Source organism: Halopiger djelfimassiliensis, assembly GCF_000455365.1.
GTDB lineage: Archaea > Halobacteriota > Halobacteria > Halobacteriales > Natrialbaceae > Halopiger_B > Halopiger_B djelfimassiliensis.
The window spans coordinates 220,176-244,291 of the sequence record NZ_HG315685.1 but is presented as its reverse complement, the minus strand read 5'-3'; the positions used below and the strand labels follow the sequence as shown (position 1 = coordinate 244,291).

Annotated in this window: 27 protein-coding genes and 1 pseudogene; 17 read left to right on the top strand and 11 right to left on the bottom strand. The window is 63.4% G+C overall.

The features are described 5' to 3' along the window. Positions 1-4: 4 nt before the first annotated feature. Positions 5-1,651 (bottom strand): fibronectin type III domain-containing protein, encoded by a 1,647-nt coding sequence (locus TX80_RS07090; protein ID WP_049922422.1) that lies wholly within the window; start codon positions 1,649-1,651, stop codon positions 5-7. Between the two features lie 205 nt (positions 1,652-1,856). On the opposite strand from TX80_RS07090, the gene TX80_RS07085 reads away from it, so the two are divergent. The 6 genes from TX80_RS07085 (at position 1,857) to TX80_RS07060 (ending at position 8,352) form a co-directional block, all read left to right on the top strand. Beyond that, a complete protein-coding gene (locus TX80_RS07085; protein WP_049922421.1) occupies positions 1,857-2,258 on the top strand; it encodes a hypothetical protein in 402 nt (133 codons plus the stop codon). Between the two features lie 191 nt (positions 2,259-2,449). Further along, positions 2,450-5,080 (top strand): alkaline phosphatase PhoX, encoded by a 2,631-nt coding sequence (locus TX80_RS07080; protein ID WP_049922420.1) that lies wholly within the window; start codon positions 2,450-2,452, stop codon positions 5,078-5,080. A gap of 5 nt (positions 5,081-5,085) precedes the next feature. Next, positions 5,086-5,814, top strand: coding sequence for a hypothetical protein (locus TX80_RS07075; RefSeq protein ID WP_049922419.1), 729 nt, complete (start codon positions 5,086-5,088; stop codon positions 5,812-5,814). Positions 5,815-5,958: 144 nt separating this feature from the next. Continuing rightward, positions 5,959-7,245 carry an O-acetylhomoserine aminocarboxypropyltransferase/cysteine synthase family protein gene (locus TX80_RS07070; protein ID WP_049922418.1) on the top strand — a complete coding sequence of 429 codons (1,287 nt, stop codon included), beginning with the start codon at positions 5,959-5,961 and terminating at the stop codon, positions 7,243-7,245. A gap of 172 nt (positions 7,246-7,417) precedes the next feature. Then, complete coding sequence (locus TX80_RS07065) at positions 7,418-7,786, top strand: hypothetical protein (protein ID WP_049922417.1); 369 nt, start codon at positions 7,418-7,420, stop codon at positions 7,784-7,786. Further along, the gene (locus tag TX80_RS07060; protein WP_049922416.1) at positions 7,783-8,352 is read left to right on the top strand and encodes a hypothetical protein; all 570 of its coding nucleotides are present in this window, start codon (positions 7,783-7,785) and stop codon (positions 8,350-8,352) included. Before TX80_RS07065 ends, TX80_RS07060 begins: the two co-directional genes overlap by 4 nt. A 636-nt stretch (positions 8,353-8,988) precedes the next feature. On the opposite strand, the gene TX80_RS07055 is transcribed toward TX80_RS07060, so the two are convergent. The 3 genes from TX80_RS07055 to TX80_RS07045 all read right to left on the bottom strand — a co-directional run bounded on the left by TX80_RS07055 (position 8,989) and on the right by TX80_RS07045 (position 11,401). Then, positions 8,989-9,726: a hypothetical protein gene (locus tag TX80_RS07055; RefSeq protein WP_049922415.1), complete on the bottom strand. Its 738-nt coding sequence runs from the start codon at positions 9,724-9,726 to the stop codon at positions 8,989-8,991. Position 9,727: 1 nt separating this feature from the next. Then, a complete protein-coding gene (locus TX80_RS07050) occupies positions 9,728-10,651 on the bottom strand; it encodes a hypothetical protein (RefSeq protein WP_049922414.1) in 924 nt (307 codons plus the stop codon). Between the two features lie 453 nt (positions 10,652-11,104). After that, positions 11,105-11,401 carry a MarR family transcriptional regulator gene (locus TX80_RS07045; RefSeq protein ID WP_049922413.1) on the bottom strand — a complete coding sequence of 99 codons (297 nt, stop codon included), beginning with the start codon at positions 11,399-11,401 and terminating at the stop codon, positions 11,105-11,107. Positions 11,402-11,872: 471 nt separating this feature from the next. Here TX80_RS07045 and TX80_RS07040 point away from each other — a divergent pair, with 471 nt between their 5' ends. The 3 genes and pseudogenes from TX80_RS07040 (at position 11,873) to TX80_RS07030 (ending at position 13,845) form a co-directional block, all read left to right on the top strand. Continuing rightward, positions 11,873-12,577: a zinc ribbon domain-containing protein gene (locus TX80_RS07040; protein WP_230198685.1), complete on the top strand. Its 705-nt coding sequence runs from the start codon at positions 11,873-11,875 to the stop codon at positions 12,575-12,577. 171 nt (positions 12,578-12,748) lie between these two features. Beyond that, positions 12,749-13,412, top strand: a pseudogene (locus TX80_RS07035) (hypothetical protein); the annotation flags it as partial. 43 nt (positions 13,413-13,455) lie between these two features. After that, positions 13,456-13,845 carry a DUF7522 family protein gene (locus TX80_RS07030; protein ID WP_049922411.1) on the top strand — a complete coding sequence of 130 codons (390 nt, stop codon included), beginning with the start codon at positions 13,456-13,458 and terminating at the stop codon, positions 13,843-13,845. Here TX80_RS07030 and TX80_RS07025 read toward each other — a convergent pair. Next, positions 13,842-14,033: a hypothetical protein gene (locus TX80_RS07025; RefSeq protein WP_049922410.1), complete on the bottom strand. Its 192-nt coding sequence runs from the start codon at positions 14,031-14,033 to the stop codon at positions 13,842-13,844. The genes TX80_RS07030 and TX80_RS07025 overlap by 4 nt on opposite strands. Before the next feature lie 164 nt (positions 14,034-14,197). Here TX80_RS07025 and TX80_RS07020 point away from each other — a divergent pair, with 164 nt between their 5' ends. Both TX80_RS07020 and TX80_RS07015 read left to right on the top strand, forming a co-directional pair. Further along, positions 14,198-14,740, top strand: a complete 543-nt coding sequence (locus TX80_RS07020) for a DUF5813 family protein (protein WP_049922409.1) — start codon at positions 14,198-14,200, stop codon at positions 14,738-14,740. A gap of 157 nt (positions 14,741-14,897) precedes the next feature. Beyond that, entirely contained in the window at positions 14,898-15,710 is an 813-nt protein-coding gene (locus tag TX80_RS07015) for a DUF4097 family beta strand repeat-containing protein (RefSeq protein ID WP_049922408.1), read from the top strand. Between the two features lie 52 nt (positions 15,711-15,762). Here TX80_RS07015 and TX80_RS07010 read toward each other — a convergent pair whose 3' ends face one another. The 4 genes from TX80_RS07010 to TX80_RS06995 all read right to left on the bottom strand — a co-directional run bounded on the left by TX80_RS07010 (position 15,763) and on the right by TX80_RS06995 (position 17,508). After that, entirely contained in the window at positions 15,763-15,993 is a 231-nt protein-coding gene (locus TX80_RS07010; protein WP_049922407.1) for an Lrp/AsnC family transcriptional regulator, read from the bottom strand. Further along, complete coding sequence (locus tag TX80_RS07005; RefSeq protein WP_049922406.1) at positions 15,993-16,706, bottom strand: potassium channel family protein; 714 nt, start codon at positions 16,704-16,706, stop codon at positions 15,993-15,995. The genes TX80_RS07010 and TX80_RS07005 overlap by 1 nt, the downstream gene beginning before the upstream one ends. Before the next feature lie 113 nt (positions 16,707-16,819). Continuing rightward, positions 16,820-17,095 carry a helix-turn-helix transcriptional regulator gene (locus tag TX80_RS07000; RefSeq protein ID WP_049922405.1) on the bottom strand — a complete coding sequence of 92 codons (276 nt, stop codon included), beginning with the start codon at positions 17,093-17,095 and terminating at the stop codon, positions 16,820-16,822. Positions 17,096-17,313: 218 nt separating this feature from the next. Then, positions 17,314-17,508 carry a cold-shock protein gene (locus TX80_RS06995; RefSeq protein WP_049922404.1) on the bottom strand — a complete coding sequence of 65 codons (195 nt, stop codon included), beginning with the start codon at positions 17,506-17,508 and terminating at the stop codon, positions 17,314-17,316. Positions 17,509-17,924: 416 nt separating this feature from the next. Between TX80_RS06995 and TX80_RS06990 the strand changes: the two genes are divergently transcribed. The 3 genes from TX80_RS06990 to TX80_RS06980 all read left to right on the top strand — a co-directional run bounded on the left by TX80_RS06990 (position 17,925) and on the right by TX80_RS06980 (position 20,705). Next, positions 17,925-18,647: a queuosine precursor transporter gene (locus TX80_RS06990; protein ID WP_049922403.1), complete on the top strand. Its 723-nt coding sequence runs from the start codon at positions 17,925-17,927 to the stop codon at positions 18,645-18,647. Between the two features lie 63 nt (positions 18,648-18,710). Continuing rightward, positions 18,711-19,808, top strand: a complete 1,098-nt coding sequence (locus tag TX80_RS06985) for an aminopeptidase (protein WP_049922402.1) — start codon at positions 18,711-18,713, stop codon at positions 19,806-19,808. A gap of 264 nt (positions 19,809-20,072) precedes the next feature. Then, the gene (locus tag TX80_RS06980; protein WP_049923183.1) at positions 20,073-20,705 is read left to right on the top strand and encodes a DUF309 domain-containing protein; all 633 of its coding nucleotides are present in this window, start codon (positions 20,073-20,075) and stop codon (positions 20,703-20,705) included. A gap of 197 nt (positions 20,706-20,902) precedes the next feature. Here TX80_RS06980 and azf read toward each other — a convergent pair whose 3' ends face one another. Next, complete coding sequence (azf, locus tag TX80_RS06975; RefSeq protein WP_049922401.1) at positions 20,903-21,646, bottom strand: NAD-dependent glucose-6-phosphate dehydrogenase Azf; 744 nt, start codon at positions 21,644-21,646, stop codon at positions 20,903-20,905. A 149-nt stretch (positions 21,647-21,795) separates the two neighbouring features. On the opposite strand from azf, the gene TX80_RS06970 reads away from it, so the two are divergent. Continuing rightward, a complete protein-coding gene (locus TX80_RS06970; RefSeq protein WP_049922400.1) occupies positions 21,796-22,155 on the top strand; it encodes a dihydroneopterin aldolase family protein in 360 nt (119 codons plus the stop codon). A gap of 223 nt (positions 22,156-22,378) precedes the next feature. Beyond that, positions 22,379-22,825, top strand: coding sequence for a DUF5790 family protein (locus tag TX80_RS06965; RefSeq protein WP_049922399.1), 447 nt, complete (start codon positions 22,379-22,381; stop codon positions 22,823-22,825). Between the two features lie 68 nt (positions 22,826-22,893). Here the strand turns inward: TX80_RS06965 and TX80_RS06960 are convergent, their stop codons facing one another. Further along, positions 22,894-23,634: a creatininase family protein gene (locus TX80_RS06960; protein WP_049923182.1), complete on the bottom strand. Its 741-nt coding sequence runs from the start codon at positions 23,632-23,634 to the stop codon at positions 22,894-22,896. A 117-nt stretch (positions 23,635-23,751) separates the two neighbouring features. On the opposite strand from TX80_RS06960, the gene TX80_RS06955 reads away from it, so the two are divergent. Next, positions 23,752-24,096 (top strand): DUF5789 family protein, encoded by a 345-nt coding sequence (locus TX80_RS06955; RefSeq protein WP_049922398.1) that lies wholly within the window; start codon positions 23,752-23,754, stop codon positions 24,094-24,096. Positions 24,097-24,116 lie beyond the last annotated feature (20 nt).

Below are 24,116 nucleotides of genomic sequence, written 5' to 3'. Positions count from 1 at the left end.
TCAGTTACGCGTCGATCGTCGTCGTCTCGGTGACGGTGGCTCCGGCGTCGTCTACGACCTCGAGCGTGACGGTGTAGGCATCGCCGGCCCCGTGTTTCACGCTTTCCTCGAGCGACCCGCTGGCGGTCGTTCCGTCGACGCGCTGGTCGCTTTCGGCGACGGTCCGTCCGTTACTCGACTCGATCGTGACCGTCACCGACGAGAGGTCGCCGTCCGCGTCGGCGACGCGCCAGTCGGCGGTCAGTTCGGCGTGTGGGTTCGGCGGGCTGTCGTCGCTCCCGGAGAGGGTCTCGACGGTCGGGTCGTGCGTTGCACGGTCGGTGGTCAACGTTTCGACCGCGCCCGTTTCGGTGACGACACCGGCGTCGACGACGGCCCGGTACTCGTAGGCCGTGTCGGGTTCGAGCGCCGGCAGCGTCGCCTCGAGCGTGCCGGGTTCGGTCAGGCGCTGTGCGCCGGTTTCGCTCCACTCGTCGGCACCAGCGGCTCGGTACTCGACGCTTACGGTCGCCGCGTCGGCACCGCCGAGGTCGGTCAGCGCGGCGGTCACCGTCGCGGACTCCTCGTCGACGGTCGTCGCGGACCCCGTCTCGACGACGGGATCGACGGCCGTCTCGAGCGTGCGGTACGATCCGGCGTCGGTCTCGCCGTCGGCCGCCTCGCCGACGAGTCGGAACTCGTAGGTCGTTCCCGGCTCGAGATCACCGAGCGTCGTCTCGACGGTTCCGGCCGAGTTCGGCGCGATCGGATCGGTTTCGACGCGTTCGTCGGTTCCGGCCGGGCCGTACTCGAACCACGTCGTCGCGCCGTCGCCGAACTCGACGACGTCGCCGGTCACCGTGGCGCTGGTCGCCGAGACGGCCGTTTCGGGCCCCGTCTCGACGGCGATCGGCGACGCCGTCGCGAACCCTTCGATGTCACCGGAGTAGTACTGTTCGTGACCGCGTGCGTCGCGAACGCTCACGTAGAACTCGTACTCCGTGCCGGGTTCGAGATCCGTCACGGGCTGGCGCACGACGGCGGGCGAGTCGATGGTTTGTGTTTCCGTCTCGTTCCAGTTCCATCGGAACTCGTCGCTGTCGGCCGGCGCGTACGAGAACCACACGTCCATCGACGGGCGCTCGGCGAGGTCGCTCACGTTCGCCGTCAGCGTCGCGTCGGTCTCGGAGACGTCGACCGCCGTTCCAGTCGTCACCGTCGGCGGGTCGTACGGCGTGATGTACAGTTCGGCGTCGCCGGCGTCGGTTCCGAACGTCGTTTCGGCGACGGCGCGGTACTCGTAGGCCGTCGCTTTCTCGAGGCCGGATACCTCGAGGATGACCGTCTCCGTCGAGTTGACCCGTTCGACGTCCGCCGTCGTCCACTCGTCGTCCGTCCCGTTCTCCCGGTACTCGATCCGGACGCTCGCCTCGTTGGCGTCGCCGAGGTCGGAGAGGTTCGCACCGGCAACGAAGGCGGTCTCGTTGAGCCTATCGGCCCACGCGGTCTGGACCGTCGGGCCGGCCTCGTCGGCGTCTGCCGCGGCGGTTCGCTCGAGGTCGGTCGTCGTAGCCGCCGCGGGTACTGCGAGGGCGGCAGTCGCCGCAAACAGGACGACGAGGGCCACCCACGTTCGATTCGATCCGAAGGTAACGGCTGTTGTATTCCCCATACGAAGCCATAATTATTACAGGTGATATAATAATCTTCTTTCCTGAGTCCGGACGCGTTTTATCCTCGCCGATGCGACGTCGGTCGTCCCGGAGACGGGTCGATATGGGTAGATAGCAGTATGGATCGCTCCGGAGATAGCTATAGCATACATATCAATATTCAATATAGTAGTGGAAAGATTTCAGACCGATGAGGGTGAATCGATGATCCGGGCCGACGCCGACTGCGACGAATCGCTTGTCGAGGACTACGTTCTGGACGTCCGCATCGTCGAAATCGATGGCGATCGCTACCGCTTCGAGGCCCCGGATCACACGCCGGAGACGTTCGATGACCCGGACGACGCCCGCCTGTACGCCGACGTCTACTTCGACGTCAACGGGTTCGTCGAGGAGGGCACCGGTGAACGCGGGATTCCGCCGGAAGTCGTTCAGGGCGGCAAAGACACCCTCGCCGCGTATCTGGTCACGCGTCCATGGGCGGACGTCAACTGGGTCGCATCGTTTTACGGCGCGACACCGACCGATATCGAACGGTACTGTTCGTGGGTCCGCGACCGCGCCGCGGAGATCCGAACCGAAGCGGCCGCCCGCGGTCTCGAGTGACCGCTACAACCGCCTCGAGAGCACCGCTGGCCGACGCGACACGCCGGCAACGACGCGCCGCCGTTCGAGTCGGACCGCCGAAGATCGAACCGGACCGCACTACCGAGCGCTATATAGCCGTCTGCTAGCTATACTAGTGCCAGTACCGGTATTATAAACCGTCATTTACCGACTCTGTATTTTCCGCCTGTATGGTAGAATTTACGAGGCGGACGCTGATGGCATCGTCGATCGCGACGGCGATCGGCGCGGGAACGATCGGCATGGCGAGTGCGCGCGAGCGGCCGGACGAGCACGATACGCTGACCGCGCCGTACGTAAACGGGCAGGTCAAACGGTTCTCGACGACGGCCAGGGGGGCGGAAGTGACGGGACCGTTCGTCTTCGAGACCGGAGAACTGCTCTACAGCCTTCAGTCGCCCAGTCCTGACAATCCCGAGCCGTTCGACCGCGGCGGCGTCGGCGTCTTCGAGGGCTTTCAGTTCACCTTCAACGGCAAAACCGACGAGTTCGAGGATCTGGAACCGCCACGGACCGAGAGCGAACAGGGGAAGGTGCTCTCTGCCGCCGGCGACTACACGTTCCTCGCTCAGGAAGGCGATCCGATAAACGGCGGGACCGAGCGGTGGGGCCACCCACAGACCCCCGACGGCGAGGACGTCGCCGACGTCGTCGACGAAAGCTACGCCGGCGTCGGCGGCGTCGCCGACATGAACTTCTTCGTCCCGACGAACGAGGACGGAACCGAGGGGTACCTCTTTACCAACAACGAAACCCGTCCGGGTGCGATCACGCGAACTCCGATCCGACGCGAGGACGACGGCTGGGAGTCCGACCTCGAGAACGCGATGGAGCTCGAGAACACCGCAGCGTTCCGCGAGATTGGCGGAACGAAGATCAACTGTTACGGCGACCTGAGCCCGTGGGAGACGCCGCTGTCGGCCGAGGAGGAGTACAGCCATCCGCGGGTCAACGGGACCGCGACGGTCAGCGACATCCACGAGGACGGCAGCGGCGTCGGCCTGCGCGGAGCCAGCGAGTTCTGGAACCGACCCAACATCGCGGGGCTCGAGGGTGCACTCGAGGAGATCTTCGGCGACGACGCCTGGTACCCCATGGGGCTGTGGGCCACCACCGGCAACGAGAAACTCGCCTACCACCTCGGCGCGGAGCCGGTCGATCAGGACGCGGGGGAGAACACGCCTCGGCCGATCGACGACGAGGCGTTTCCCAACCGCTATCGGTACGGACACATCGTCGAGATCACCGACCCGACCGCCGACGAGCCGACCCCGGTCAAACACCACGTCTTCGGCCGGGCGGCTTGGGAGTGTCCGGAAGTCCTCCCGGACGAGCGGACCGTCTACCTCGCGTCCGACGGCGGCGCGAAGGGGATCTACAAGTTCGTCGCCGACGAGCCGATCCCCGACTACGAGAGTCGGATGGACGTCCGCGGGACGCTGTACGCGATGAAAGCGACCGAGATCGGCGACGGCCCGGTCGCCGAGACGACCCTCGACGTCGAGTGGCTGGAACTGGGGACCGCCAGCAACGCCGAGATCGAGTCCTGGATCGCCGAATACGACGACATCACGCAGGTCGACTATCTCGAGACCCACGCCGAGACCGACTGGGAGGACGACCTCGAGACGGCGCTGCGCGAGGCCGACGAGGCGGTCGCGATCGACGGCAATCAGGATTACATCACCGACGAGGAGATCGTCGAGTGGGCCGCCCAGTACGAAGAACGCGGCCCCGACGGCGTCGACGAGGAGCTCCGTCGGGTCCCGTTTCTCGAAACCCGCGCCGCCGCAAAGGAGATCGGCGCGAGCGTCGAGTTCAACAAGGCCGAGGGGATCGACTCCCACGACGAGGCCGAGCCCGGCGACTTCATCTACTTCGGAATCTCGTCGCTCGGCGGCGCGATGACCGACGATCGCGGCGATCTCCGGTTCGACGAAGTCGATACCGGCGTCCTCTACCGGGCCGAACTCGAGGCCGACTACGACGTCTCGACGCTCGAACCGGTCATCGTCGGCCCGAACGCGAGCGACCCACAGTCCCTGCAGGACGTCTCGCTCATCAACGTCGACAACGTCATGGTGATGGACGACGGGCGCGTCATCCTCTGTGAGGACAAGAGTCGCTTCGGCCGTTCGTACCCCAACGACGCGCTGTGGGTCTACGAGCCGCCGGCGACGCTCGGCGTCGACTCCCTCGCGGTCAGCCAGGAAGCGACCGGCGAGGTCGACCTGACGCTTTCGTCGATACCCGACGGCCTCGCGGGCGGTCGCATCAGCCTCACCGTCGAACACACGGACGTCGCGACGATCACGAACGCCAGCTACCCGGACGCACTCGAACTCACCGCCGATCCGGTCGTCAGCGACGACGGCTCGACGGTCGAGTTCCGGTTTGCGGACCTCGAGAACGAGATCCAGTCGGGGGCGACGGACGTCACGCTGGCGACCGTCGAACTCGAGGGCGTCGGCGCAGGGACGACCGACCTGACGCTCGACGTCCATGCACTGGACGACGATTCGGGAACCGCACTCGAGCCACAGCCCCGTCCCGGCGTCGTCGTCACCGGTCCGCCGCCGGTCGGCGGCGGGGGCGGCGGCGTCGGCTCCCCCACGGACCCCGACGACGACGGCCGCTTCGAGGACGTCAACGGCAACGGCCGCCTGGACTACGACGACGTGGTCGTGCTGTTCGAACACCTCGAAGACGACGCCGTGCAGTTGAACGAGGACGCGTTCGACTTCAACGACAACGGCCGCATCGACTACGACGACGTCGTGGCGCTGTACGACGAACTGTGAGGCCGATGGGCAGCCACCACTCCGATCCGGCGACGCCGAACGCGAGATGGAGGGATCGAACGCGTTGCCGGCTGGCGCTGCTGGTGGTCGGCGTCGGACTCGTCGCCGGCGTCGCGTTCGCTCCGATCGCCGCCGGCGCGGGTGTCGCCAACGTCGGTGCTGTGGGCGGAGCGGAGACGGCGGACGACCCCACGCTCGTCGTCACCGACGTCACGACCGAACCCGAGTCGAGCGGAACACACCGCATCGCGCTCACCGGCGTTCCGGACGGACTCGCGGGGTTCAAACTCACCCTCGCGCTCGAGGAGGACGGCGTCGGGACCGTCACGAACGCCAGCTATCCCGATCACTTCGGGATGACGACCGACCCCATCGTGAGCGCCGACGACCGGCGGATAACCGTCGAGGCCGCCGACCTCAACGACGAGATCACTCCCGGCGCGGCGGACGTCACGCTGGCGACCGTGGACGTGACCGGCGTCGACGACGGCGAGACGACGCTGCACGTCACGGACGCACAGATCGACGCGGACGGCGGCAGCCCCGTCGAACCCGCGTTCGAGACGGGGACGCTGACCGTCGGTACGGACGGCCCGTCCGCGGGCTCTGGAAACGACGACGCGAAGCCGGAATCCGGCCCCGACGCCACGGACTCGGTGCCGGGCGGAACCGCCGGAGCGACGATCGCGGCGATCGCGGCGGTCGTGGCCGCGTTGCTCGCGCGACGGGGCTGACGGCCACGACGGACCTTCGCGGCGAACTGCTCCCCGACCGACCGGCTCGAGCCCCGAACGCTCCGCGGATCGGTGGTCGGTCCATCAGCCGGCCCGAATATGTTCTACAGACATCTTTACACTGGTGGAGAATAACGGGTAGGTATGGGAGACAGTTCAGACGACCACGAGTTCGCCACGAACAGCATCCACGCCGGACAGGCGTCCGATCCGACGACGGGTGCGCGTGCGCCGCCGATCTACCAGACGACGTCCTACGAGTTCGATGACACGGATCACGCGGCCGCCCTGTTCGGGTTAGAGGAGACCGGAAACATCTATTCTCGGATCATGAACCCGACCAACGCGATGCTAGAGGAGCGCATCGCGACCCTCGAGGGTGGGATCGGCGCGCTCGCGACGGCCTCCGGGATGGCCGCGTTCGATCTGGCGACGTTCATCCTCGCGGACGTCGGCGACAACATCGTCTCCTCGTCGTCGCTGTACGGCGGCACCTACACCTACCTCACGCACACGGTCGCGAAACGCGGCATCGAGACCAAATTCGTCGACACGCTCGACTACGAGGCCTACGCCGAGGCCATCGACGACGACACCGCGTTCGTCCACCTCGAGACGATCGGCAACCCCGCGCTCGTCACGCCGGACATCGAGCGTATCGCCGACATCGCCCACGACCACGACGTGCCGCTGTTCGTCGACAACACCTTCGCGACGCCGTACCTGTGCCGACCGCTCGAGCACGGGGCGGATCTGGTCTGGAACTCGACGACCAAGTGGATCCACGGCGCGGGATCGACGGTCGGCGGGGTCCTCGTCGACGGCGGATCGTTCCCGTGGGACGAGGGCGACTATCCCGAGATCGCCGAACCCAACCCCGCCTATCACGGCGTCAATTTCTACGAAACCTTCGGCGAGGCGGCGTTTTCCGTCGCCGCACGGACACGCGGCCTGCGCGACCTTGGCAACCAGCAGTCGCCGTTCGACGCCTGGGTCACCCTCCAGAAACTCGAGTCGCTGCCCCTGCGGATGGAGAAACACTGCGAGAACGCGATGGCCGTCGCGGAGTACCTCGAGGACCACCCGGCCGTCGAGTGGGTCAACTACCCCGGCCTCGAGAGCCACGAAACCCACGCCGAAGCAAGCGAGTACCTCGATGGCGGGTACGGCGGCATGATTACGTTCGGACTCGAGGGCGGATACGACGCCGCCGAGACGGTCTGTAACGAGGTCGATCTGGCGAGCCTGCTGGCGAACGTCGGCGACGCGAAGACGCTGATCATCCACCCCGCGAGCACGACCCACCAGCAACTCACCGAAGAGGAGAAACTCGCAAGCGGCGTCACCGACGACCTCGTGCGCCTCTCGGTCGGCATCGAAGACGTCGACGACGTGATTGCCGACCTCGACCGGGCGATCGAGCAGGCCTGAGAGAGATCGCTCACCGGTTTTCGGTGCAACCGTACCAACGTTCCCACCACCTACTCCTCCGCGCACCTTTCCTGTACGGCGACTTCAGGACAAGGTCGGGGCCTGATTGGTGTGTAAGTTATGCACACTCGGCGAAACGGTTATTCACCTGTGTGCAGAACGTGCACATAGCATGAGCGCAAGCGACGACCCTCGGCGAGTGCATTTCCAGTCACCCGAGTACCTCGTCGATCGTCTCGATGCAGTCGCCGAACTGTTCGACACGGATCGAACTGATCTGCTCGTCGAGGCGATTCGCGACTACCTCGAAGAGACCACCGATAGCGACACGTTTCAGGAGCTGGTCGCGACGAAGTACTACGACGACCAACTCGAGTTCGAGACGGTCAAACAACTGGTCGGCGCTGAAACCGCCCAAAGGCTCCGACTGCTCAAGGCGGATTTAGACGACGAACCGCTCGATCTCGACGCACCCAGCGACGTCGACATCTATGGTGACGACGCGATCGCGGTCGACCCCGACGATGCTGCCGAGCGATGAGCGGGCCACAACTCCGGACCGTCGTCGCTGACACGAGCGCACTGGTGAGTCTAGCTGTGCCCCGTGCCGACGCGACGTACGATACTGGCGCGGCACCGGACCCCTTCCAGTATCTGCTTACCTCGTGTGAGGTGTTCGTCCCGCCGACGGTCGTCGACGAACTCCGTGATCTCACGCAGTACCAGGATATCCACGGCGCTGCAGCGACGACCGTCCTCGCCGCTCGGGAGCACTACACGGTGCTCGATCCCTACGAACGGGCCGAGACGTCGGACTCACGGCCCACGTTCGGGTTGGATGACGGTGAGACCGATGGGATCGTCCTCGCGAACGCGCTCGAGGTCGACGGGTTCCTGACCGACGAGTTCGGTGGGACGAATTTCGCAGTGATCCACGCCGTGTTACAGGGGCCACGTATCGTCCCGACGCCGCGGCTCATCTGCGAGTACGCTCGGAACGGCCATCTGAATGGTGGTGCAGCTCGAGATCTGTTGACGACGATCGGCGCTCACCGTAGCTGGGATAACAGTCCGTACGTGATGCGGCTTCGGGAGCTGCTCGAGTGACGTCTTTCGTGGACGATGCTGTGCGAGAGTTGCTATTCTGGGTTCTTCGCTACTGGTGTGTTTGGGTAGTCAGTAATCTGGTGCTGTACTCGGGTCCGTGGCGGTGGCGTCACGACGACCCCAGTTTGTGGTTCGGCTCCCGGATTACGTGTTCGACGGACTCCTTGTTTGCGGGAGGGTCGCGCTCGCGTTCGGCGACCACGAATACGAACGAGCGGCGAAGGAAATGGAGTTCGCCGACGGTGTGACTGTGTAGGATCTGTGAACGGGTCCACTCGAGACGTTGTGTCTGCGAGTGGCTATAGTAGGTGGTGGACTGTTGAGTGGATGAGCCAGTAGGTGTCGCCAATGCGACAGCGCAAAAAATTACAGCGCCCCTGCCCCACCTCCGCATAGTGAATCTCCACTTGAAGCTCACGAAACGAGGTAGTGGTCAAGTAGTACCGAAGTGAGTATCGATTCATCCAAAATATGGTAAAAGTCGCCTGCTGAATATAGAGGTTGCATGCAGCACGACAGACAGGTTTCTTTCATACTAATATAAGTGAATATACACTCACTACACGTGCGCACTCGGCTCGCTCCCCTCACCGAAATACAGCGAGGGACGCGTTACGGACTTGGTGCTTGAAGTGGTCAGGAATCGTCTCCAGATACGTCAGTCGGGATGCTGCCGTCACTGGAATTGTTCCTGAGTGCTGATGGCGAATAGTCTTTTGAAACAAACACTAATTGGATACTATCGATGGCTGTTGCTCCCAAAACTTCCTCTTTGATCTGGTCATCAGCGAACTCTGCTGGATTCGTTGTCGCTAGCTCTGTTTCACCCGGCACGTTTGCGGCGACATCGTGAGCATCGATCACAATCCAGAAATCTTCCTCGTCTTGAGCCCGGAGTTGAGTCAATTCGTCCTGTACCGATTCGTGCGAACTAATCCTCAGCCAGCCTTGGAACGTTGAGTAGAGCGTCTCCTGTCGTGCCTCTGCTCGCTGTTCGATCTCACGAATTACCTTCCGCAATTCATCAGTGACCTCGTAGACACCTCTTCCGGCTTTATCGTCGTAGAAATCCTCTAAATACCTCCATGCCGAATTTTCATCCCGGTCAATTTCCGACTGAATCTCCTCGATATCACTCTCACTTAGCTCCCCCTCGTAATTGACCTTCACCTGTTGGATGTTCCGGAGAACCCCGCTCCGGTGCTCCTCGATAATTGAGTCCTTTGCACTTCGGAAGATATTCTCAACCTGTTCCGTAGCGAAATACTCTGTTTCACCGCTAAACAAGTACCTCCTACATTCTCTGTGGTGAGGGTCGGTAAAGAAACAAAAGCCGAGGATGACTCCTTTATCGAGAAAGGCGTTGTCTGTCATTCTATAGGTCGTCTAGTTCCTCAGAGATAGCCGTATTGTACGAATCAGCGACGCTGTCTAAAGCCGAGGTGGACTGTCTTTCTGAGAGGGCTTCCTTCCGCTTCTGTGTTACCCGGCTCTGGAGATCTCTGCGCACTTTTTCCTTCTCTTCACGCCAGTCTTCGAGCGCTTCCGGATCAATATTCGAGTACTCCTCGAAGCGGAGAATGATTCGTGCGGCCCCCTCAATGAAGGTCTCTGTGAAGTCATGGAGTTCTCTCGGGCTTCGCCCGATATCGACCAACAGGCGCATTGTGTCGTCCCAATCAAGGTAGATATCGTGGATTTCCGAGTAACGTTCCTCGTCGAAGTTCGCCAGCATCTCATCCAGAAGTTCTTCGATGCGAGTCTTCTCATCGGGGGCAACGAATTGGCTCAGCCTATGCTGATCTTTGTCTTGCGAAACCGTGTTTAAGTACCACCGCAAATCAGCATATGCGATAACGAAGTCGTCAGGCGCAAAGTTCTGGTACTGGTACTCTTCCAGTTCCTCAGCTGTTTTGTCGCCGTGTTCAGTGACTACGGACTGAACCGCGTTGTAGATGTCGTCTTTGAGGTCTTCCGACAGGTGGTCGAAGTCGGATTCGCTGACTTGGTCGGCCGGATAGTACGCCTGTCCACCGAAGTGATTCGCGTTGGGCCTGTACGTGACCGCTGAGTTCAGATGAGCTTCGGAGATAGTACGGCCGTACTTGTACCAGTACTTCGGCAGACCGACTTTCCGGTCGTATTCCTGCGCTAACAGCCGATCAGCTAAACAGCAAAGTTTGTGGATACGGGTCCGGCCCGTCTCACGGCCGTCCTGCTCGTAACGTTCTGCAGCCACCCGATACAGAAGATACTCCGGCGGCCCGAGGTCATTATCCGCCGGTGGCGACTCAGACATTCGTCTTATTCGGCCTATAGAATCCCGGTACAAAATAATTGACGCTGTAATTACTTCCTGAATTCAGAGTGGTCACCAGTAAGAACCCATCACGAATACGACCAACTGCTGCTCTGAGTGTTCAATTCTTCGCATCGATCACACTCAGACTTGTGCGACATTCACGTTCTGTATTTAACACGATTGGTGAAAATCATCACTGTCTGAGAATTGCAACAGACCAGATGTTCCATTTTCGTTATTCTCCTGAGGATTGTACATCGAGGAATTTGACTCCACCAATACGAACACACAGATCCGAATTTGTGTTCATACTCAAGACTCGTGGTTTTGATACCGATAGCGATACCTCAGGCGATTTCTCCTGCAGACACCGACACGATACCAACGACAGAATGCACGAAATATAGAATCTGCGTTCACTACCGGCTGATTCCGGTCTGAGTGAAGATTCTACTCAGTATCCTCGAGCGGCTTGAGTTCGCTCGCGTCGAGTTCCTCGTCGAGATACGCTTCTCCGTCGTCAGTGATTGTGTAGAGTCCAGTAACAATCTGTTCAAGAAGCCCATGGCGAGTTAGTTTCTTGCACCTGCGACTAGCGTGGCTGCTGGAAGGGCCACCGAACTCCTCGACCGCTGCAGGAGTGAGGTTTCCATGCTCGCGGAAGATTTCGAGGATTCGGTCGTCAACAGGCTGCATCCACTCTGCAGGTTGTCTGACCACGTATTCAGTATCTCTGACCGTGCTCATATTCCCTACGATATGCAAAAACAACTCAACCTATTCTACTACCAAATCAGGAATATTGTATTGCAGATCAGAGATGGTGAGTAAATTATTTTATGCCAGAGAGTGACGAGTTGCATGGAAGCCAGTCCAGCGGGCATTCGTCGAGAAATGCCCGACGTGTTGCAGCACGTCGGACGCGGCTTTCCGACTCCCCTCCAGGGAATCTAGAAGCCATGCGAAAAGACAGCCCTCGAGCCCATAACTGTAGGGTTCACGAGCCAGGCGTATCGGCTGCCGAACACGAACAACACACAACCGCGGACGACACCACCGAGAAAACGCGCTCGAATCGGACCAGAGACGACCAGACACTTCCTGTATCCGTCCAGTTCTCCGCAGAGACACCGACACGCTGCAACACCACGCAGTACGACGAAATCCTCGTCGCCGGCGACGATGCGATCCTCTTCGAAGCCTCTCCGGGTGGTCGCGATGGCTAACCCCACCCCCACCCCGATCGGGGTCGACCTCGGCGAGTACAACCTCTACACTGCCTGTTCAGCCACGATGCCGGACTGGACGGGGGCCTACAGGATCCCCGGCGACGAGATTTGCGCTCACCTGGACGACCTCCGCGAACGAGTCGCCGCACTGCTCGCCAGCGACGCCGACCGCGACACGGTCGTCGCGTACGTCAGACAGCGTCGCGCTGAATTGCTCGAGGCCCTCGAGGACGCAGCACGAGCGCTCTGCGAGTACGCGAGCGCGTACGACCGTCCAGTGCTCGTCACCGAGGACAACCACTACGAGCCGGACCTGTGGGCGTGGCTCACCGATCCCGATGCCCACCGCGGGACGGCGTGGCTCCTCGCGATGGCCCACCTGCGGCTTCGAGCGGTCGCCGCCGAGTACGCCGTCGAGGTCGCGACGGTGCCCGAGACGCACTCCTCGCAGGAGTGTTACCACTGCGGCGTCATCGGTGACCGACCGCAGGACAAGACGCTCCGCTGTACCAACCCCGACTGTCACGTCGACTGGGTCCACGCGGATTTCAACGCCGCGAAGGTTCTCGCACAGCGGTACTACCCCGGCCAGCGGTGTGCATACCGCTCACCGAACCCGGCGGTCACGGCAGGCGACCGTCCAGCACTCGTCGCCGACGGCGGCCCACCACGGTCGCAACCGGACGATGCCTAACCCCCGCCAACCCCGAGGCGACGATCGAGGCGAGATCGACCCGCCTCGAGTCACCGCTGTAGCGTCCACGCATCCGACCGGTCACACCCTCCGTGTGCCGACGCCGCCCGCGTGACCGCTGCGCGGCAGCTGCATTGCCTTCTCAACTCCCCATCTACGGACTCCGAAGCCATGAGTACGAATGCCGAGCCATCCGGACCGAACGCATCGATCATCCAGACGCTCACGAACGAATTCGCATCGCTTCGCGAACGGATCGCCACGCTCGAGTCCAGCCTCGAACGGAAAGACGAGCGTCTCGAGTGCCTCGAGGCCGAACTCGAACGTGAAGCGAACCCACGTCTCGAGGCCCGGATCGAAGACCTCGAGGACGCCCAGTCTACCACCGAGACCAGAGTAGACGCCCACGAGAAGAAGCTGAACGCGACCAAAGATCGCGTCGGCGAACGCCAGACCCGCGAACTCGAGAAAGGCGCACACCTCCTCGCGACGCACGTCGACGAACGCGAGATCGAGGTCCCCGATGGTCGCCTCGAGCGTATCAGCAAAGACGACGGCAGACAGTACTTCCGTCTTCCCGAGAGCGACGATCCGCTCGAGCGTGGCGGTGCCGTCGCGCTGGCATACGGTGATCTCCTGTCGATTCAGCAACTTGCGAGGCTGGACGACGACATGCACCATGCAGCCACGTCCTCGTTGCCCTCGCGGCTCGCTGTGGAGCTCTGGAACGCGCACCGATCCCGCTGTGGGCGACAACCCCTGAAAGAACGGCACTGCAGGCGTTCGTGAGTACGTTACGGCGAGCGATATGAAACACTGGATTCGCCGCCAGGAGAACAGCCCCCGCCGTTAAGGGATCGGGGTTCGACCACCCGGGTATGGGTACAGGGCTACTCACGCCGGAAACGGCCGATCGGATCGTCACGACCTGCCGGACGGCGATCGGCGACAGTCTCCGATCGGTTACCTACTTCACTCGCGACGACTACGAACAGGTCTACCTCCGCGAGGATCTCGAGCGCGACGCCGACCTCTCGACGTTTATCGGCCACGAGTGGCGCGGGTTCAAGACCGCCCGGACCGCCTACGAGGGGTCGGAGCTGGGCGAGTACAACTACACCATTCGGGTCTTCGATAACGGCTTCCTGATTCGCGTGACCTCGGACAACGACGGCGTCTTCGTCACGACGGACGGGCTCACGGTCAAGGACTTCGAAGAAGTCGCGACGGCGCTCAGCGCGTTCCTTTCGGACCGCGACGACGGCTAACGGTCGCCGGAGCCGGTATCGTGCTCGCGGTCCGTCTCGTGTACGCGTTCGTTTCCATCTTCGTCGTCCGTTCGATGGGTCTCGCGGGACGATCCGGTTCCGATCGGCAACCCCGATCCGAGTTCCCCGTCCGTCCCGAGGAGACGAGCGAATCGGCGGCGTTCGGCGGCGGCTCTGTCGAGAGTCATGCCGACGAGAGACGGGGGTCTCCCCCGTAGTAATGTGCGACGTTTTCGTCCGTAACCGGCGACTAGCGCCGCGAAACGGTGCCGACGACGGCCACCGGAATCGAACTCGATCGGCCGTCGAAACAACGTAACACCCTTTTCCGTCACGCCCGTTCCCGACGATAATGACCAACCTACCGGCCGCCGCTGAACGCGAACTCGAGACCCACGACGCGTTCGAACGCGGTGATGGTGGCTACGAACTCACCACGACCGTGTTCGACGCCACGGTAACCGCGGTCGACGCGGAGGATCCGCGCGACGTCTGGGTTACGGTTACCGTGTTCCTGCCCACGCTCGACGCCGCCGTCGCCGACGAGACCGTCGCTCCGGTCGTCGAGGACGGCTGGTTCGAGACCCTCGAGCGCCGCCTGCAGGACGTCTTCACCGTTGCCCACACGAGTACCCACGAAGAACCCGCCGTCGAACGCGGGGACGACACCGTCACCGTCACGCTCGAGTACCTCGCCTGGGACGCCGGCGAGGGCGTCGATGACGCCAAGGCGCTCATCGAGTACGTCGAAGGGACCTTCGCTCAGGGAATCATCCCGGGCTACGAGTACCGCGGCGAAGCCGCGACGCTGCTCGAGAACGCCCAGAACCGCGGCCAGCAGGCGGCCGAAGGGGAGACCAGCAGCGGCCCCGATGGAGGCGGCATGCCGATGTGAGTGTGCTCGGTCACGATTCCGCGCCCCTCCTGTTCGGATCGAACGAGGAGTGCCGGCTGAACGGTCCATCGGCTGGTACCGTCCGCGGTCGGGACGCAATCTTTGCTCGCTATAATCGACCCGGGAAGTTTTGGACAAGTAATACGAACGCCGAGGTATGGACCGACGGCACGTACTCGCCGGAACGGCAGGCGGGCTGCTGACCTCGCTAGCAGGTTGTCTCTTCGAGCTCGACCGCTTCGAGCACCAGCAGCGGAGTGAAGCGAAAACGTACGCCGTCGACGACGGAACGGAACTCTCCGTCGATAACCCGGACGGATCGATCACCGTGGAAGGGACCGACGAAGACGTCGTCGAGGCCGAGATCACGGTTCACGGCCCCTCGAACGACGACGTAGAGTCCGTCTCGATTGCGGCGACCGAGTCCGACGGAGAACTCCGTCTCGAACCCGACACCGACGGTGACGTCGATTTCGATCGGGTCACGGTCGGTTGGACGGTGACCTGTCCCCCGGACGTCGCGGTCGCCCGACTCGAGACGGGTTCCGGTTCCATCGAGGTACGCGACGTGAGCGGAGATCCGACCCTCGATACCGAATCCGGAAGTCTGACTGCGCAGAACGTAGCCGGTGCGGTGTCCCTGTCGACCGGTGACGGATCGATCACGGCTCGGAACGTCGACGAAATCGAACGGGCGACGACCGAAGACGGCTCGATCGAAGCTGACGTCGCGGCCGTCGACGGTACCGTCGAAATCAGTACCGAAGACGGCAGTATCGACGCCGCACTGGCACCGACACTCGACGCCACGGTCACGGCGACGACGGAGGATGGCTCCGTCGAGGTCGACGGACTCGAACTTCCGGAACCGACCGACTCGAGCGTCTCCGGAACGCTCGGCGACGGCACGCACTCGCTCTCACTGACGACCGGAGACGGGTCGATCGAACTCGGCGCGCTCTCGGCGTAACTGTAGCTGGAGGATTGGAAACTGCGGCCGGAGCTGGCGCTAGCGATCTGCCTTAATCCATCGCGATGTACGTCTGTGTGTCCTCGACGCCGTCGATCCCCTGAATGTGGGTTGCCGCGATCTCCTTGACCTCGGCGGGTGTATCCACCCGCGCTTTCGCGATGATGTCGACATCGCCCGCGACGATGTGAGCCGCTTGGACACCCTCGATCGTTTTGATGTCGTCTCGTAGTCGGTCCGCCTCGCCCGTGTTCGCCTTGACCATAACGAATGCTGTAACCATCAGTTGACACCTCCGGGACCCGAACCCGACCCCGCGTTCCGTGCCGCACGGCCCGCCGTCTCGCCGACAAGCAACTGTCTGACCTCGCTCAATACGTCGAAGTCCGCGAGCACGACGAGTCGATCGCCGTCCTCGAGCGAGAGATCCTCGGTGGGAATCTCGAGTGGCTGTCCCCGTTTGCCGAACGCGAGCATGGTCGCGTCGGCGGGCAGTTGCAGTTCGCTGATCGTGTATCCGTTGACGGGAGCCTCGTCGGTGAGTGTGAGTTCGACGATCTGCAGGTGCTGGGCGATGTCCGCGATCGCGCGGATCGTCCCGCCCAGCAGGGCGTTTTTCGCGCCGATCGCGCCCAGTCGTTCGGGGTAGATCACCTCGTCGACCTCGTCGGCGTACTTCCGGTAGATCCCTTCCCGGTAGGCCTCGTCGATGCGCATGATCGTCCGGCAGCCGTAGTGGTTGGCGATCATACAGGCAGTGAAGTTGACGTTCAGGTCGCCGGTCAACGCACCGAGCGCGTCGGCTTCCCTGATGCCGGCGTCCTCGAGTATCGTCTCGCGGGAGCCGTCGCCATCGACGACTGAAAACCCCTCGTTGCGGGCACGCCTGACCTTCGGTTCGTCGCGCTCGACGATCGTCACGTCGTGGTCCTCGTCGCGCAGGACGCGTGCCGTCCGCAGGCCAACCCGTCCGGCACCGATGATAACGAACCGCATGCACGGGAGTATGCCCGCCCCCGCCAATAAGGTTGTCCCAGACTAGCATGATACTCAGCCACACTCAGTGATGCCGAGCGACGGGCGGCGGTTCAGATCCGAACGGCGGCGATTCAGAATTCGACGTGCTGACGCTCCCACTCCCGGCGCTCTTCGATCTCCTGAAGCCCGTTCTCGCTGATCGCGTAGTAGTTCGTTCGGCGGTCGAGTTGCCCCTTCTCGACGAGTTCTTTGTTGACGAGCGTATCGAGGTTCGGATACAGCCGGCCGTGGTTGATATCGGCACTGTAGTAGGTCTCGATCTCGTCTTTCACGTCCTGGCCGGACGGTTGATCGGCCCCGGCGATCACGTACAGCAGATCCCGCTGGAACCCGGTCAGATCGTCCATGTTTCACCCATGTGATCACACCAAGCGTCCGACTATTTGTTATCTATCGCGTATCACACCCACGAGACCGGTTTCAGGCGAACTAATCCCGTATTGGCCGTCACACCGGTTTCGGTAGCGAAAACGGTCACGGAAGTCGATACTACCGACTCGTCGTCGAGTGACCGAAGAATTAATAGTCGAACTGTGAAACCCGTTACCGAACGCGAGATGCCGTCTTACAGGCGGGTGACGTTGGTGGCGCGGGGGCCCTTGGGGGCCTGTTCGATGTCGAATTCGATCTCTGTGCCTTCTTCGAGGTCCGGACCGCCAACGTCTTCCATGTGGAAGAATACGTCGTCGTCCGCGTCGTCCGTCGAAATGAAACCGTAACCGCCTGTGTCGTTGAAGAAATCAACGTTTCCTTTCGCCATTGCAACCGTACGGACTGCCGCTACACGTATAACAGTTGTGTTACAATTCCACTTTCGAAAATAAGATAATTGCCCCACATAGTTCCGTTACGTCGGTTTTGATTCCAGGATATCGGGGAGCAGGATTGGCTACCGATCCGAAACGACGGCGGTCTCCGTTCGAAGGGAGTTGCTCAACGCCTCCGAACGGAGCTGTTGCGATCGTTCGATCGGTCCCCACGAGACCAGCATCCCGCCATCGAGGGACACGGACGGACGACAGTCACGGATATCGGACATTCGAAAGCGCCCATCCGTCCAGAAGCGCCCCCGAGCTGCAACCGTCGATATCCGCTCATCGACTGTGATTCCTCAGTGCGTATTCGAATCCGTTTTGAATAGTACCGTTTAGGTAGATACGCTCGAGACGCGGCGGTATGAGCCACACTCGCGATACGTCCGCCCCCACGATCGCACAGGTATCGCTGATCGGACTGTTCGTCGCAGCGCTCGTGACCGCCCAGTTGACCGCCTCCAAAGTACTCGCGTTCGAACTCCCCGTGGCGTTGCCGATTACGGGAGCACAACTCCAGTTGCCGGGTGCGGCGCTTGCGTACGCGCTTACGTTTCTCGCAAGCGACTGTTACACGGAACTGTACGGCAAGCGCGCGGCCCAGATCGTCGTCAACGTCGGCTTCGCGTTGAACTTCGTCGTCCTCGCGCTCGTCTGGACGACGATCGCCGCGCCCGCCGCCGGGGCGGGCGTCGATCCCGACGCGTTCGCGACGGCGCTTGGCGCGTCGACGACCGTCGTTCTCGGCAGCCTGTTCGCGTACGTCGTCAGTCAGAACTGGGACGTCTGGCTCTTCCATCGTCTCCGCGATCGAACCGGTCCCGAACGGCTCTGGCTTCGCAACATCGCCTCGACCGGGACCAGCCAGGCCATCGACACCGTCATCTTCGTCTCGATCGCGTTTTTCGTCGGTCCCGCCGTCCTCGGCGTCGGCGAAGTGCCGCCGAACGAGGTGTTGCTCGGGTTGATCGTCGGTCAGTACCTGCTGAAACTCGCCATCGCCGTGCTCGATACGCCGGTCGTCTACGCCGTCGTCGCGCTCGTTCGCTCCCACACCGGAGCCGACGCGACGCAAACACCGGTCTGATCGACAGGGCCCCGTCCGGATCGACACGGAGAGGGTTTTGTGTGATCGTTCGTATGCACCGGTATGGACGAACGCGTCCGCGAACACGCGGCAGTACTGGTCGACTGGAGCGCTCGCGTCGAAGAGGGCGACAACGTCGTGCTCTCCGTCGGTCCCGAGGCTCACGAACTGGCGGTCGCAGTCGCCGAGAAACTCGGCGAACGCGGCGCGAACCTGCTTGCGACCTACCGTTCCGGCGAGGTTACGCGGGCCTACCTCCGCGCCCACGACGACGACTTCGATCGAAACCCCGACCACGAACTCGCCTTGCTCGAGGCGGCCGACGTCTTCCTTTCGCTTGGCGGCGGTCGAAACACCAGCGCGACCGCGGACGTCCCCGGCGAGACGCGCCGGGACTACCGCAGCGCTCGCTCCGAGATCCGAGAAGCGCGCTACGACACGCGCTGGGTCTCGACGGTCCATCCGACCCGCTCGCTGGCCCAGCAAGCCAACATGGCATACGAGGAGTACCGCGAGTTCGCCTACGACGCGATCCTCCGGGACTGGGAGTCCCTGGCCGAGGAGATGGACCGACTCAAAACGCGTCTCGATGACGGCTCGGAGGTTCGGCTCGTCTCGGGCGAGACCGACCTGACGATGCGAATCGACGACCGAACCGCCGTCAACAGCGCCGCCTCCGTCGCCTACGACTCGCACAACCTTCCCAGCGGCGAGGTCTTCACCGCGCCGTACGCCACCGACGGCGAGGTGGTTTTCGATGTCCCGATGACGCTGCGGGGCGAAGCCGTCCGGAACGTCCGCCTCGAGTTCGACGACGGCGAGGTCGTCGACTACGACGCCGATCAGGGCGCGTCGGTGATCGGCGAGATCCTCGAGACAGACGCGGGGGCCCGTCGGCTGGGCGAACTGGGGATCGGCATGAACCGCGGCATCGACCGCTACACGGACAACATCCTCTTCGACGAGAAGATGGGCGAGACGGTTCACCTGGCGCTCGGGCGGGCCTACGACGCGAACCACCCCGACGGCGAGTCGGGCAACGACTCCGCGGTCCACGTCGACATGATCACCGACGTCAGCGAGGACTCCCGGCTCGAGATCGACGGCGACGTGATCCAGCGCAACGGCCGGTTCCGGTGGGAAGACGGGTTCGACGAGTAACGGGTCCCCGTAGGATCGGCTTATCTCCCGAATAGCCGGCCACAAACGCAGGAACGCGGCGTATAATAATAGGGAGAGACGGCGACATCTCGAGTCCCGCCCGGACCGGTGGCGGCCAGTAACCGGCAGGGGCGCTCGCTCGGCGTCCCGTCTCCCGTTTCGACGGTTGTCTGCCCGCCCTGCCGGAGGCGGCACGTATCCGGCCTCACTGTTTCGCCGCGACCACTCCGACAGTATCTCGAGCCTCGATCCCTAATGGAACGTATGCGCGATCACCTCCGGGCCGGAGCCGCCATCTACAACGACGGCTACTACCACGCCGCCCACGACGCATGGGAAGGGCTCTGGCTCGATCTCGAGGACGGCACCGACGACGAGCGGTTGCTCCACGGGTTGATTCAGGCGACCGCCGCCGTCTATCACGCCCGCGAGCGAAACTGGGCGGGGGCCGTCGGGCTGGCCGAGAGCGCACGCGGCTACCTCGACGGCCTGCCGTCGACACACCGCGACGTCGACCTTCCGCCGCTTCGATCGTCCCTCGAGCGCCTCGCAGCCGACCCCGAACTCGTCGAGCGGCGACCGCCGGTTCCGATCGAACACGAGGGAGACACGCCGGCGCTCGCGACGCTCGGGTTCCGGCCGACGGCGATCGCGGCGGTCGTCCTCGGCGAAGCGCTGGGGTTCGACACGACCCCGCTCGAACGGGCGCGTCGCTACGCCGAGCAGGATCTCGAGGCGGGCGACGACGACAGCCGGTTTATCGCGTTGCTGTTTGACTTCGTCCGCGAGCGCGAGCACCGGGGGCTCGTCTACCAGCGGCTGACGGACCACGTCGGCCGACGTCGGTCACGGGAGGCGGACGTCGACGGCCTCTTCGAACCCACGGACGAATCGTGATCCAGTACGTTTTCGGACTCGAGACCGACTAGCTGGGACCGATGTCCGAGTTCGATACCGTCACGTGCGAGCAGTGTGGCGACGAATTCAAGGCATATCCCGACGCCAACGCGGCCGAAAACGAATTCTGCAGTCCCGCGTGTTCCCTCGAGTCGTCGTAAGCGCGCCGACTCGACGGGAGCCTTCCGAACCGGGAGTCAGTCGTGTCGCGCGGAGTTGTCACGCGGCTCGTACCCCAGCACTTCTCGAGCGCGATCGATCGAGTAGTACTTGCGGTCGTTGTCGGAGATTCCGTAGACGATCTCGTAGCCGTAGTCAGCGCGGATACAGCGGTCGAACAGGTGCGCACAGTCCCGGTAGGAGAGCCACATCGCCTGCCCGCGCTCGTAATCGATCGGCGGGTGGTCCTTCGTGAGGTTGCCGATGCGAACGCAGACGACCGACAGGCCGTACTCGTCGTGATAGTAGCGCCCGAGCGTTTCGCCGGCGGCCTTCGAGACGCCATAGAGGTTTCCCGGTCGGGGAAGCTCCGTCCCGTCGAGGCGATACTCGTCGTCTTCCCGATACATCTCGGGCGTTCGTTCTTCGGTTTCGTAGGCCCCGACCGCGTGGTTCGACGAAGCGAACGCGACTTTCTCGACGCCGGCGTCGACGGCAGCCTCGAAGACCGTTCGCGTGCCGTCGATGTTGTTCGTCAGAACGCTGTCCCAGGGCGCTTCCGGACGGGGATCGCCCGCGAGGTGTAACACGACGTCGACCCCCTCCATCGCCTCCCGGACCGCGTCGTCGTCGGTGATGTCCGCGACGACGAACTCGCCCGGTTGGTCCTCCGTCGGCGGGTCCCGATCCAACAAGCGCCACTCGTGCTCGTCCGCGAGGTCGTCGAGGATCGCCTCTCCCACACGCCCCGCAGCCCCCGTGAGCAGGACGGACTGAGCCATTCGTTCGGGTGGAGGGAAAGCGTCGATAAGTACCATGCGGTTCGGGTTCGGTGCGGCCGTCGGTGGCACACGCACGGCCGCGAGACAGCGTGGCTCGCGCGGGTCGGCGGATCGGAATCCCCTTCCCGACCGCACGCGAGGTCCCGCGTATGAGTTCCGACGACGACCCGACCGCCGCCGAGGCGGCCTGTTTCGAGGCCGGAATCAAGTTCGGGACGCTGTACCACCAGTTCGCCGGCACGCCGGTTTCGCCGGCGAGCGCGCCGAGTCTCGCGCAGGCGATGGAAGAGGCGATCGAGAACCAGCCCCACTGTCGCGCCGTCACGGTCGACGTTCGCACCGACGAACTCGAGGCCGCACTCGAGGGGGCGGCGGCCGACTACACCGAACTGACCGGGCGGTTCCTCGAGGTCGAAATCGTCGTCGACTACGAGGGCTGTGCGGTGGTGACGCGGATGGAAATGGAAGACGGTTACCCGCTGATGCGCGTCGAATCCGTCCGTAACTGATCGGTCGGAGCCGTCACATTGCGTTCGCCGGAGCCGGCGGATCCTCGCTCCACGGGGGACCCGCCCGGGCCGATCGAGTACCGAACCGGAACGGACCGCCACATCGCCGAGGACCTCCCTTTCGAAATGCCGCGGCCGATCGGGCGATACCGATCCGCTCGAGGGAATTTTCACTTTCACTTTCGGGCGACCTTTTAACCCCGGTGCCCGTGAAAGAGGTCACATGAGCCAAGCGACATTCGGCGACGACGAGGAACTGTTCGGCGAAGCCGCAAACGAGATGCGCGAGGACGTCGAGGCCTCGCTCGAGCAGGGGTGGGACGCGCTGCCGGCGGCCGACGACGTCTGGGAGACCGACGCCGACAACGTGTTGGGCGTGCTCAACGGACTCAACTCCGCGCTGGAAGCCGGCGATGCGGAGGACCACCTCCGGGACGCCAAGAAGTGGTTCACCATGGGCCAGCGGGCCGACGCCTTCGAGGACGCCGACGATCTCGAGGCGGAGATCGCCGATCTCGAGGACGCGATCGCGGACATCTCCGCGGCCGGCGACCAAGTGAGCGACCTCACCTCGACGATTCCGGCGCTTCGCGGCACGCTCGAGGACGCGGGTCCTGACGCCGACGAAAACGAGGAAACGGAAACCGAGACAGACGCCGACGACGAGTGATCGTTCCGTTGGCTGTCGGCCACGCCGAATTCGAAGTCCCCTCCTGAAAGCGGATCCCGTCCTCGTCACTACTCCCGTCGCTCGGGACGCGAAACGTCGCGCTCCGCGACGGCCTCGAGCAGTCGCGCCAGCGCATCGCCCGCCAGCTCGAGCAGTTCCTCCCCGCGGCGCTCGTCTCCCGCCTGCGGATCGCCGACGACGCCGTTTTCCGTAAACTCCGCCGCATCGTAGGCCAGATTTGAATAGCTCACCCAGTCGCCCCAGCCCTCGGCGCGCCCGGCGCGGGCCTCGTCGATCCGATCCTCGCGAACGAGCTCCGGCGCGCAGTGCCGGAGGAGAGCCGTCTCGAGGGGGCCGCCGTGGCCCATCTCCGCCGAGTGCTCCCCGACGGCCTCGAACCACGTGAACGGAACGGCGTAGGCGTCGCCGTCGCGCGTGATTCGCCCGCCGACCTCCCGCAGGGCGTCGACGTTGCCGCCGTGGCCGTTGACGAGGACGACGCGGTCGAGGCCGTGGTGGGCGAGGCTCTCGACGGCCTCGCGGACGTAGTTCCGGAAGGTCTCGGCCGAGACCCACATCGTACCGGGGAACTGCCGGTGCTCTTCGGCGACGCCGATCGGAATCACCGGTGCGCACGCGACCTCGTGATCGACGCGCTCGATCCCGGCGTCGGCGACCGCCTCCGCCGTCACGACATCGGTTCCGAGGGGAGCGTGCGGGCCGTGCTGTTCCGTGCTGCCGACGGGGACGACCGCGAGGTCCGTCTCGCAATCGCGGACGTCCGTCCACGTCGCATCGCGTAAGCGCATGCCCGAGTACTCCCGCGGGGCGGACATGAAACTTCCGCGCTTTCGGCGACGCAATCGACGCCAGCGGTGGCGAACGCAGGGCCAACCGGTTTCCGCTCACTGGGGCTACTGGCGCGTATGTCCGACGACGATCGCAAACTCGGCATCGAACTCGGCGACCTCGAGGACGACCTCGAGTCCGCGGACTATCCGCTGAGCGAGGACGAGTTATTCGAGGAGTACGGCGACCGAACGATCGGGATTAGCGACGGCGAAGCGACCCTCGAAGAACTCCTCGAGCCGTTGAACGAGGACGAGTATCAGGACGCAGACCAGGTCGAAGGGGCGATCATGAACATGGTCGGCGACGAAGCCATCGGTCGGAAAAACTACAGCGACCGCACGCCGCCCGCGGTCGGCGAGCAACGACAGGACGAGGGCGCACCCGGACAGGACGACCAGCAGGAACAACAGTCGTTCTGATCGGTCGCGTGTGCGCCGTG

Bases quoted from the DNA above. Each gene is read 5' to 3' on its own strand.
- TX80_RS07090 (WP_049922422.1), bottom strand. From the start codon at position 1,651: ATGGGGAATACAACAGCCGTTACCTTCGGATCGAATCGAACGTGGGTG.
- TX80_RS07085 (WP_049922421.1), top strand. From the start codon at position 1,857: ATGATCCGGGCCGACGCCGACTGCGACGAATCGCTTGTCGAGGACTAC.
- TX80_RS07080 (WP_049922420.1), top strand. From the start codon at position 2,450: ATGGTAGAATTTACGAGGCGGACGCTGATGGCATCGTCGATCGCGACG.
- TX80_RS07075 (WP_049922419.1), top strand. From the start codon at position 5,086: ATGGGCAGCCACCACTCCGATCCGGCGACGCCGAACGCGAGATGGAGG.
- TX80_RS07070 (WP_049922418.1), top strand. From the start codon at position 5,959: ATGGGAGACAGTTCAGACGACCACGAGTTCGCCACGAACAGCATCCAC.
- TX80_RS07065 (WP_049922417.1), top strand. From the start codon at position 7,418: ATGAGCGCAAGCGACGACCCTCGGCGAGTGCATTTCCAGTCACCCGAG.
- TX80_RS07060 (WP_049922416.1), top strand. From the start codon at position 7,783: ATGAGCGGGCCACAACTCCGGACCGTCGTCGCTGACACGAGCGCACTG.
- TX80_RS07055 (WP_049922415.1), bottom strand. From the start codon at position 9,726: ATGACAGACAACGCCTTTCTCGATAAAGGAGTCATCCTCGGCTTTTGT.
- TX80_RS07050 (WP_049922414.1), bottom strand. From the start codon at position 10,651: ATGTCTGAGTCGCCACCGGCGGATAATGACCTCGGGCCGCCGGAGTAT.
- TX80_RS07045 (WP_049922413.1), bottom strand. From the start codon at position 11,401: ATGAGCACGGTCAGAGATACTGAATACGTGGTCAGACAACCTGCAGAG.
- TX80_RS07040 (WP_230198685.1), top strand. From the start codon at position 11,873: ATGGCTAACCCCACCCCCACCCCGATCGGGGTCGACCTCGGCGAGTAC.
- TX80_RS07030 (WP_049922411.1), top strand. From the start codon at position 13,456: ATGGGTACAGGGCTACTCACGCCGGAAACGGCCGATCGGATCGTCACG.
- TX80_RS07025 (WP_049922410.1), bottom strand. From the start codon at position 14,033: ATGACTCTCGACAGAGCCGCCGCCGAACGCCGCCGATTCGCTCGTCTC.
- TX80_RS07020 (WP_049922409.1), top strand. From the start codon at position 14,198: ATGACCAACCTACCGGCCGCCGCTGAACGCGAACTCGAGACCCACGAC.
- TX80_RS07015 (WP_049922408.1), top strand. From the start codon at position 14,898: ATGGACCGACGGCACGTACTCGCCGGAACGGCAGGCGGGCTGCTGACC.
- TX80_RS07010 (WP_049922407.1), bottom strand. From the start codon at position 15,993: ATGGTTACAGCATTCGTTATGGTCAAGGCGAACACGGGCGAGGCGGAC.
- TX80_RS07005 (WP_049922406.1), bottom strand. From the start codon at position 16,706: ATGCGGTTCGTTATCATCGGTGCCGGACGGGTTGGCCTGCGGACGGCA.
- TX80_RS07000 (WP_049922405.1), bottom strand. From the start codon at position 17,095: ATGGACGATCTGACCGGGTTCCAGCGGGATCTGCTGTACGTGATCGCC.
- TX80_RS06995 (WP_049922404.1), bottom strand. From the start codon at position 17,508: ATGGCGAAAGGAAACGTTGATTTCTTCAACGACACAGGCGGTTACGGT.
- TX80_RS06990 (WP_049922403.1), top strand. From the start codon at position 17,925: ATGAGCCACACTCGCGATACGTCCGCCCCCACGATCGCACAGGTATCG.
- TX80_RS06985 (WP_049922402.1), top strand. From the start codon at position 18,711: ATGGACGAACGCGTCCGCGAACACGCGGCAGTACTGGTCGACTGGAGC.
- TX80_RS06980 (WP_049923183.1), top strand. From the start codon at position 20,073: ATGCGCGATCACCTCCGGGCCGGAGCCGCCATCTACAACGACGGCTAC.
- azf (WP_049922401.1), bottom strand. From the start codon at position 21,646: ATGGCTCAGTCCGTCCTGCTCACGGGGGCTGCGGGGCGTGTGGGAGAG.
- TX80_RS06970 (WP_049922400.1), top strand. From the start codon at position 21,796: ATGAGTTCCGACGACGACCCGACCGCCGCCGAGGCGGCCTGTTTCGAG.
- TX80_RS06965 (WP_049922399.1), top strand. From the start codon at position 22,379: ATGAGCCAAGCGACATTCGGCGACGACGAGGAACTGTTCGGCGAAGCC.
- TX80_RS06960 (WP_049923182.1), bottom strand. From the start codon at position 23,634: ATGCGCTTACGCGATGCGACGTGGACGGACGTCCGCGATTGCGAGACG.
- TX80_RS06955 (WP_049922398.1), top strand. From the start codon at position 23,752: ATGTCCGACGACGATCGCAAACTCGGCATCGAACTCGGCGACCTCGAG.